The organism is Mesorhizobium sp. M0040 (assembly GCF_040323505.1).
Classification (GTDB): Bacteria; Pseudomonadota; Alphaproteobacteria; order Rhizobiales; family Rhizobiaceae; genus Mesorhizobium.
Window position 1 is genome coordinate 1 of sequence record NZ_JAMYVA010000155.1, and the last position, 561, is coordinate 561.

The following is a 561-nucleotide window of genomic DNA, read 5'->3' on the forward strand; positions in this document are numbered from 1 at the left end:
GGCCCCGCTTTCCGGGATGCAAACTGGGAGCGGATTTCGCCAATGTTTTCCCCGGTGTGGGAATTCCCACAGCCGAGCCTGGTTCGACTGTCATATCCTTGTTGCAACGTCAGGCCCGCCGGCTCGTGTGCAAGCCGGCGAAGGGAAAGGGAACAGTCATGAAATTCTTGGCTCCCGTCACAAAACTTGCTGCGGGGTTTCGCAAATTCGTCGCGCCGCGCTACCGCCCGGAGCTTTATTACATGCGTGGCCCGGGGCCAGCCACCGCCCGCCGTATGGGCACGCCGCGGCAAAACCAATCCATCGACCACTACGCCTAATTTGCCTCGCGGACGGCTGACGCTCTCGCCCGGAGTGCCGTTCGCGCCGTTCCGTACCGGTCAATTCAGATCAATGAAGGGACGATCTGATCATGGTTATAATTCATGCTGCCGCCATTGGTCCATTTCGCAGGTGGTTACGCCTCCGCGCCGAGCGAAAAGCTCTCTTGTCGGCAACGGACCAGTTGAGCCGTTTACCCGATGACGTCCTTGGCGACATCGGCATCTCACGTGACGAAAT

The 561-nt window shown here is 59.4% G+C and carries 1 protein-coding gene; it reads left to right on the forward strand.

Annotated elements, in window-relative coordinates; translation table 11 throughout:
- A partial coding sequence (locus NKJ91_RS33745) for a hypothetical protein (RefSeq protein WP_352458952.1) occupies positions 1–320 on the forward strand: 320 nt, incomplete at its 5' end.
- Positions 321–561: the final 241 nt, after the last annotated feature.